Source organism: Polyangium spumosum (assembly GCF_009649845.1).
Lineage (GTDB): Bacteria > Myxococcota_A > Polyangia > Polyangiales > Polyangiaceae > Polyangium > Polyangium spumosum.
Window position 1 is genome coordinate 508655 of record NZ_WJIE01000006.1, and the last position, 6973, is coordinate 515627.

The 6973-nt window shown below is 69.1% G+C and carries 5 protein-coding genes and 1 pseudogene; all 6 read left to right on the forward strand.

Annotated features, from left to right (window positions below):
• Positions 1 to 300, forward strand: coding sequence for a hypothetical protein (locus tag GF068_RS23095; protein ID WP_153821591.1), 300 nt, complete (start codon positions 1 to 3; stop codon positions 298 to 300).
• A gap of 38 nt (positions 301 to 338) precedes the next feature.
• The gene (locus GF068_RS23100) at positions 339 to 719 is read left to right on the forward strand and encodes a hypothetical protein (protein WP_153821592.1); all 381 of its coding nucleotides are present in this window, start codon (positions 339 to 341) and stop codon (positions 717 to 719) included.
• Positions 716 to 1348, forward strand: coding sequence for a hypothetical protein (locus GF068_RS23105; protein WP_153821593.1), 633 nt, complete (start codon positions 716 to 718; stop codon positions 1346 to 1348). The genes GF068_RS23100 and GF068_RS23105 overlap by 4 nt, the downstream gene beginning before the upstream one ends.
• 87 nt (positions 1349 to 1435) lie before the next feature.
• A pseudogene (locus GF068_RS23110) lies at positions 1436 to 2563 on the forward strand (tryptophan 2,3-dioxygenase family protein); the annotation flags it as partial.
• A gap of 1 nt (position 2564) precedes the next feature.
• Complete coding sequence (locus tag GF068_RS23115) at positions 2565 to 4583, forward strand: DCC1-like thiol-disulfide oxidoreductase family protein (RefSeq protein ID WP_338046526.1); 2019 nt, start codon at positions 2565 to 2567, stop codon at positions 4581 to 4583.
• 7 nt (positions 4584 to 4590) lie between these two features.
• On the forward strand, positions 4591 to 6579 hold the full coding sequence (locus GF068_RS23120) for an HTTM domain-containing protein (protein ID WP_338046527.1): 1989 nt from the start codon (positions 4591 to 4593) through the stop codon (positions 6577 to 6579).
• The last annotated feature ends 394 nt before the right edge of the window (positions 6580 to 6973 follow it).

Here is a 6973-nt window from a genome sequence, read left to right on the forward strand (position 1 = left end):
ATGCGACCCATCGCCCTTCTCCTGCTCGTCCCCCTCGCCGGCTGCATCGACAACGTCAACGGGCGCGGCGCGGCCAGGCCCGTCGTGCTCATGCACGCAGAGAAGGACCTCGACTGCCCCATGGACGACATCCGCGTGACCGAGGAGTACGGCGGGGTCTACAAGGCCGTCGGCTGCGGCCGGAAGGCGTCTTATCAGACGCTCTGCGAGCACCTCTCCTGCGAGGTGAAAGGCGAAGGCCAGGGCCCCGTCGGCTGGCGTGACCGGCCGGATCCGAGCGCGCCCGTCCAGCCGAGGTAGACGCCGCACCAGCGCTTTGCGACAGGACCAGACGAACGATGAGCGAGACGAAAGAGGGCGCCGAGCAGACGGGCGAGGCGGAAGCGCCGAGCGAGGACACGCGCCCCAGGAAGAAGCGCAAGAAGAAGGCGAAGGCGCCACGCGAAGGTGTTCCCTCGTTCGCCGCGCGTTTCCCGCGCGACGAGGCCCTCGACGCGCTGCTCGCCGCCTTCGAGCGGGGTGACTACGGCCGCGTCCGCGAGGACGGCGCGCGCCTCGTGAAGAGCACCGAGGACCCGGCCGTGCGCCGCGCCGCCGAGGAGCTCTTGCGCCGCATCGAGCCCGATCCGCTCGCGAAGTACATGCTGCTCGCCGCGTGCGTGTTGCTCGCCTTCTTCACGGTCTGGTACTTCTCCCACCGCCTCACGCCCGCCCCATGACGCCGAGGCGCGCCGCCCTCGCGCTCGTGCTCGCCGGCTCCGCGGCCGCGTGTGGGCCCGCCGCGCCCGCGCCTCGGCCCTCGTTCACCTCGCCCGGCGAGGGCGCCGCCGCCGCGTCGTCCGGCATGCCGATCGAGCGCTACTTCCCGCTCGTGCACGGAAACCTCTGGCACTACGAGACGACGAGCGACGACGGCGAGCGAGGCCTCTTGCTCGTCCGCGCCCGTCGCACGAGCGCCCTCGAGGGCGAGCTCCTCACGCCCACGGGCGCGCGCCGCGTCGCCTTCACGAGCGAGGGCGTCGCGCTGCTCGGCCGCTCGGTCTACGTCCTTCGCGCGCCGCTCGCCCTCGGCGCGAGCTGGACCGGCGAGCACGGCGGACCGACGCGGATCGTGGCGGTCGGCGCGACGGTCACCGTGCCGGCGGGCCGCTTCGAGGGGTGTGTGGTCACGGTCGAAGAGCGCGGCGGAGACGTACCCATGCGGTACACGACCACGTTTTGTCCCGATGTCGGCATCACCGTGCTCGACGTCGAGGCGCGCCTGGCTCACGAGCGAGCCGAACTCCGGAGTTACGGGCCCCCCGTGAACATCGGCCCCGAGGGCACGAGCTTCACCACGGCGCCCTGAACACGAAGCCCGACGTTACGAAACGCGCGGACGAGATCGCCCTTCGACGAGGCTGCTCGTGGCTTCCGTTTTCGCGCGCGGGAAGTAGACTCGCCTCGCGCGACGAGGAGCCGAGCCATGCGAAACTACTGGGACTACATCAAGGTCGAGGAGCTCCTGTCGCTCCAGGGCGGGTTCGACAACGACGAGAGCAAGCTCTCGAACGACGAGGTCGTCTTCATCGTCGTGCACCAGGTCTACGAGCTCTGGTTCAAGCTCATCCTGCGTGAGCTCGAGACGGCGCGCGATCTCTTCCGCCAGAACCCCGTGCCCGACATGAAGCTCGCGAGCGCGGCGACCTCGCTCCGCCGCGTCGTCGCCCTCTTCGAGCAGGCCGTGCCGCACTTCCGCGTGATGGAGACGCTCACCACGCGCGACTACCTCGACTTCCGCGACCGCCTGATCCCCGCGAGCGGCTTCCAGTCGGCGCAGATGCGCGAGATCGAGATCCTGCTCGGCCTCGACGACAACCTGCGCATCCCGCTCGGCCGCGAGGGCAGCTACATGGCGGCGCTGCGCTCCTCGGACGGCTCGGCCTCGACGGCGCTCGCCCGCGTCGAGCAGCGCAGGGAGAGCGGCCCGAGCTTGAAGAGCGTGCTCTACGAGTGGCTCGCGCGGACGCCGATCGACGGCCCCGCGACGCCGGAGTCGGCCGATCGTTTCGCGAAGGCGTTCATCGCGGGGCACGAGAAGGAGATCGAGAACCGCATCCGTCTCGCCAAGCAGAACGCGCTCACGGCGGACGACATCGCGCGGCTCGAGGAGCGTTACCGCAACGAGATCAAGTTCGCCGAGCGGTTCCTGCGGGCCGAGGACGAGGAGGGGCTCGACGAGGAGGCGCGCGCCTTCCGCCGTCGCGTGCGCGCGGCGATCGTGTTCCTGGAGAGCTACCGCGAGCTGCCGCGCCTGGCGTGGCCGCGCGAGGTGATCGACCTCGTGATCGCGGTCGAGCAGCAAATGATCATCTGGCGCCAGCGCCACGCGCGTATGGTCGAGCGCGTGATCGGCCGCCGCACGGGCACGGGCGGGTCGGCGGGCGTCGACTACCTCGATCAGACGGCGCTCCGGTATCGCATTTTCAACGACCTCTGGGCCGTGCGGACGATCTTGCTCCGCAAGCCGAGCGTCCCGCTCATCGAGCACGAGGACGAGTACCGATTCCGTGTCGAGGACTGACGTGGGCAAACGAATTCTGTCGAGCTTCCTTCGTATCGACGCGCGCTCCCTCGGGCTCTTCCGCATCGTGATGGCCGCGGTCCTCCTCGGCGACCTCCTCCGCCGCTGGCCCTGGGTCCGCGCGTTTTATTCGAACGAAGGCGTCCTGCCGAACCACAACCACATCTTCAACCTGCGGGACCAGGGCCAGGTCTGGAGCATTCTTCACGCCTTTTCGAGCGTCGGGGAGAACCATTTCGCGTTCGCCCTGATCCTCCTCGTTTATCTCGGCTTTTTGCTCGGCTGGAAGACACGTGTCTTTCACGCGCTCTCGCTCGTTTGCCTCGTGAGCCTCGGCTCGCGGAACATCCTGCTCGAGAACCAGGGCAACTACGCGGCCGTCGCGCTCCTCTTTTTCACGCTCTTTCTGCCGCTCGGCAGCCGCTTCTCCGTCGACGCCCTCGTGAAATCGTTGTCCTCGCGCGACGAGAAGACCGACGCCGAGCTGAACGATCGCCCGAGGCCCACGGAGGCCGAGCTCGCGGCCACGCGTGGGCCCGGCTGGTCGCCGCTCTCGTTCGCGGCGCTCGCGGTCACGCTCCAGATCGTGATCATCCTGGTCGCGTCGGCGGCCTGGCATCTCCAGGGATCGTGGCGGGACGGCAGCGGCTTGCATTATGCGCTCCACGTCGAGCGCTGGGTGAGCGACATCGGCGCGCGGGTCCAGGGCGCGCCGGGGGCCTCGAGGGGCCTCTCTTATCTGCTCCTCGCCGCCGAATGCGTCGTCCCCCTGCTCGTGCTCGTCCCCGTCGCCCGGAGGGTGTTTCGCGGGATCGCCGTGGGGCTGCTCGTCGTGTATGCCCTCACGCTCGGGGTCCTCTTTTCCCTCGGCCTTTATGCCTGGACGCTGCTCGCCGCCGCTGCGCTCTTGATTCCGGAGGAGAGCTGGGACGCCTTCGTGCGACGATTCTCCGCCGGCCGCGCGCGCAGCGTCCTTTACGACGAGGATTGCGGCGTTTGCTTGTGGCTCGCTCGCCTCGCCAAGCGCCTCGACGCCCACCACCACCTCACGTTCCAGGGCAATGGCGACCTCGAAGGGCTCGCGCGTGGCAAGGCCGACGGCGCGGTCGAGAGGGTCGATCTTCCCGCGGGTATCACCGCCGAGCTCGTGCAGGACACGATCGTCGTCGTGGACGAGAAGGGGACCGTCTTCACGCGGAGCCGCGGCATTGCGGAGATCGTGCGGGCTTTGCCGTTCGGCCGGCCCCTCGCCTTCGTCATGCGCCTCCCGGGCATCGGCGCGCTGCTCGACGTCTTTTACGACGCCTTCGCCAGGCGGCGCGCGGACATCAGCGTGCTCGTCGGCATGGACGCGTGTGGCCTCCCCGCGCCGAAGGACGAGCGGGACGAGGAGGCGGCCGAGAGCCTCGAGGTGCCCTCGGCCGAGCGCGCGCGGCGATTCGTGACGGGTGGCCTGCGCGAGGCGTTCGTGTTCGTCCTCTTCGTCGCGGCGCTCGCGCAGGCGGCCAAGGAGAACCCGCTGCCATTCTCGATCCCCCAGGGCAAGGCGCTCGCGGCGATCGTCACCTGGCCGCGCATGCTCGAGCGCTTCGACGTGCTCGCCGTGAGCGCGGCCGAGGACGGCGTCTTCGTGATCGACGGCCAGAACCGCAAGGGCGTGAGCGTCGATCCGCTCACGGGCGCCCCTCCCGCGGTCGACCCTTCGGCCTTCAACGCGCGCAAGCTCGGCCAGCTCTGGAACGATTACTTGAACCGCGTCCGCCAGCGCGAATACGAGCCGTTCCAGAAGGCGCTGCGTGATTACCTCGGCAAGGGCGGCCCCGCGCTCGCCGGCCGCGCGCCGGACGAGCAGCTCATGGGCTACGACGCCTACTGGGTGCGGTACACGATCGCCGGGCCCGGCGAGAGCCCTGCGCGGGTGGAGAAGGGGCGGGACAAACTCTTCACGCATTCGCGCGGCGGGCGCCTCGCGATCGACCGCCTCCCCCTCGTGAAGCCCGCCGTCCGCCGGCAGGAGTAGGCGCGCCGTGTCCGAGATTGCCGCCGAGGGCGAGGCCCCCGCCGCGAAATCGCGCGCGGGCTCCGCGAAGAGGGCCTTCGCCTGGGTCCGCGACCATTACATGACGATGGACCCGCGCACGCTCGGGTTTTTCCGGCTCGTGGTCGGGTTCCTCGTCACCGCGGATTGTATCCGGCACTGGAAGGAGGCGCGCTGGTTCTACTCGAACGAGGGCGTCCTCACGAACCATTACCACCTCTTCCGCCCGAGCAGCGGCTTCAATTTCAGCCTCTTCCACGCGTTCTCCTCGCTCGAAGAGGTCCACGTCGCCTTCGCGCTCGCGACGTTTTGCCATTTCTGTTTCTTCATCGGCTGGTATACGCGCCTCTTCTCGGTGCTCTCGTTCCTCTTCGTGACGAGCCTCGACAACCGGTTCGTGATGGTCGAGAACGGCGGGTACGTCGTGGAGAACCTGCTCCTCGGCTGGGCGATGTTCATGCCCACCGGGCAGCGCTTCTCCGTCGACGCGCTCCTGCGCTCCTTCCGCGAGCGCAAGGAGCGCTCGGCGGCGGAGCTCAACACCCGCGCGCCCTTCGCCTGGGCCGACAAGCCCCACGTCTCGCTCATCGGCCTCGTCACGACCCTGAACATCGCGGTCATTTATTATTTCAACGTCGTCAACAAATCGGGGATCATCTGGCGGAAGGGCGACACCGTCCATTACGTCCTCCACCTCGACCGCATGATCACGGGGCTCGCCGTGCCGTTCCGCGAGCACATGCCCCTCTGGATGATGCGGCCCGTCGCGTGGAGCGTGCTCGTGGTCGAGGCGCTGCTCGTCCCGCTCATCCTCGCCCCCGCCGGGCGCCGGATCACGCGGCCCCTCGCCATGCTCCTGATGACCGGCCTGCACGGGTCGTTCGGCGTCATGATGCGCCTCGGCCCGTTCTCCTGGTTCATGATCGCCTGGAGCTTCCTGTTCCCCCAGCCCGTGCACTGGGAGCTCCTCGGCCGCTGGTACACGAAGAAGGCCCGCCGATGGGTCGTCGTCTACGACCGGCGCTCGCCGCTCGCGTTTTTCCTCTGCCGGCTCTTCGCGCGCCTCGACCTCTGCGAGCGGCTCTCGTTCGAGGAGAGCCCCGAGGACGAGGCCGCGCCGCCCCTGCTCCGCGTCCGTGATCCCGAGACGAACGAGCTGCAGGATGATCACGAGGCGCTCGCCGCCCTCGCGCGTTCGCTGCCCGCGGGCCGCTTCCTCTGGCCCCTCGCGCGTGTCTCCACGCTCGGCCTCTCGGCGCCGCTCTTCGGCTACGTCGCGCGCCGCCGTGACGCGACCGCGCGCGCCTTCGGCCTCACCCTGCCCCCGCGCGGGCAGGGTGAGGAGGCGAGCGGGACGCCCTCCCCGCTGGCCGAGCGCGCCTCACGCGTGCGCGCCGGCCTGCGCGAGGCGCTCGTCGCCTGGTTCTTCGTCTGCGCCGTGAGCCAGACGATCAACGAGAACAAGTCCGTCCCTGCGTTCCTCAAGCACCCGCAGCCCTGGCTGATGCAGGCGACGCTCGGCTACCCGCGCATGTACCAGGGCTGGGGGATGTTCGCGCCGAACCCGATCAGCGACGACGGCTCGATCACGATCGACGCCTGGACGATCGGCGGTCGCCACGTGGATCCCTTCACCGGCGAGGAGCCGGACCTCAATCTCTCGGACGCGCGCGGGCTCGGCTTGAACCAGATCTGGCAGGACTACTTCAACCGCATCCGCCTCGATCGGAACAAGGTCTTTCGGCACGGCCTCAAGGAGTACCTCCTGCGCTGGCACGAGGAGACGGGGCGCCCCGAGGATGAGCTCGTCGCCTTCGATGTGTACTGGCTGCGGGACCAGTGCCCCCTGCCTGGACAAACGCAGCCGTACAAGCACGAAAAGATTGCGATCCTGACATACCGAAAGCCTGGATACAGGCCCCCGCCGGGTTATCGCCCGCTGCCGCCCGAACCAAAGGTCGAGAGCGCGGGGAACTGAGCGTGCAGGCCGCGTCACGAGGGTGGCGCACGATTCTGTCGGGCTGCGCTGCGGGCCGTCCGGAGCGCTCTTCGTTTTGGGCGTTCCGGGGCCGTGCGGGCTGGCTTGCCTCACACGTGACGAGCCCCGAACGTGCGATGGGCAAACGGGTCGTGTTCGTTTAGGATTCCCTGGACTCTATGCCCGACGCCCTCCCTGCTTCGATGGATCTTCAGCGGGGATCCGAGGGCCACGTGCGCCGAGGCCCTCGCCGCGCGGAGGCTCGCCTCCGTGGCCCCCGCCGGGCGCTGCCTTCGCGGGCGGCGAGAAACACGCGCCACGGGCTACCTGGTGCGTCGGTTCGCCTCCTCGGGGTATATGCTCCTTCCAGGAGACGAGGTCGGGTTACGCGTCG

What these genes read in the sequence shown, in the direction of transcription:
- GF068_RS23095 (WP_153821591.1), top strand. Translation starts at nt 1, where the DNA reads ATGCGACCCATCGCCCTTCTCCTGCTCGTCCCCCTCGCCGGCTGCATC.
- GF068_RS23100 (WP_153821592.1), top strand. Translation starts at nt 339, where the DNA reads ATGAGCGAGACGAAAGAGGGCGCCGAGCAGACGGGCGAGGCGGAAGCG.
- GF068_RS23105 (WP_153821593.1), top strand. Translation starts at nt 716, where the DNA reads ATGACGCCGAGGCGCGCCGCCCTCGCGCTCGTGCTCGCCGGCTCCGCG.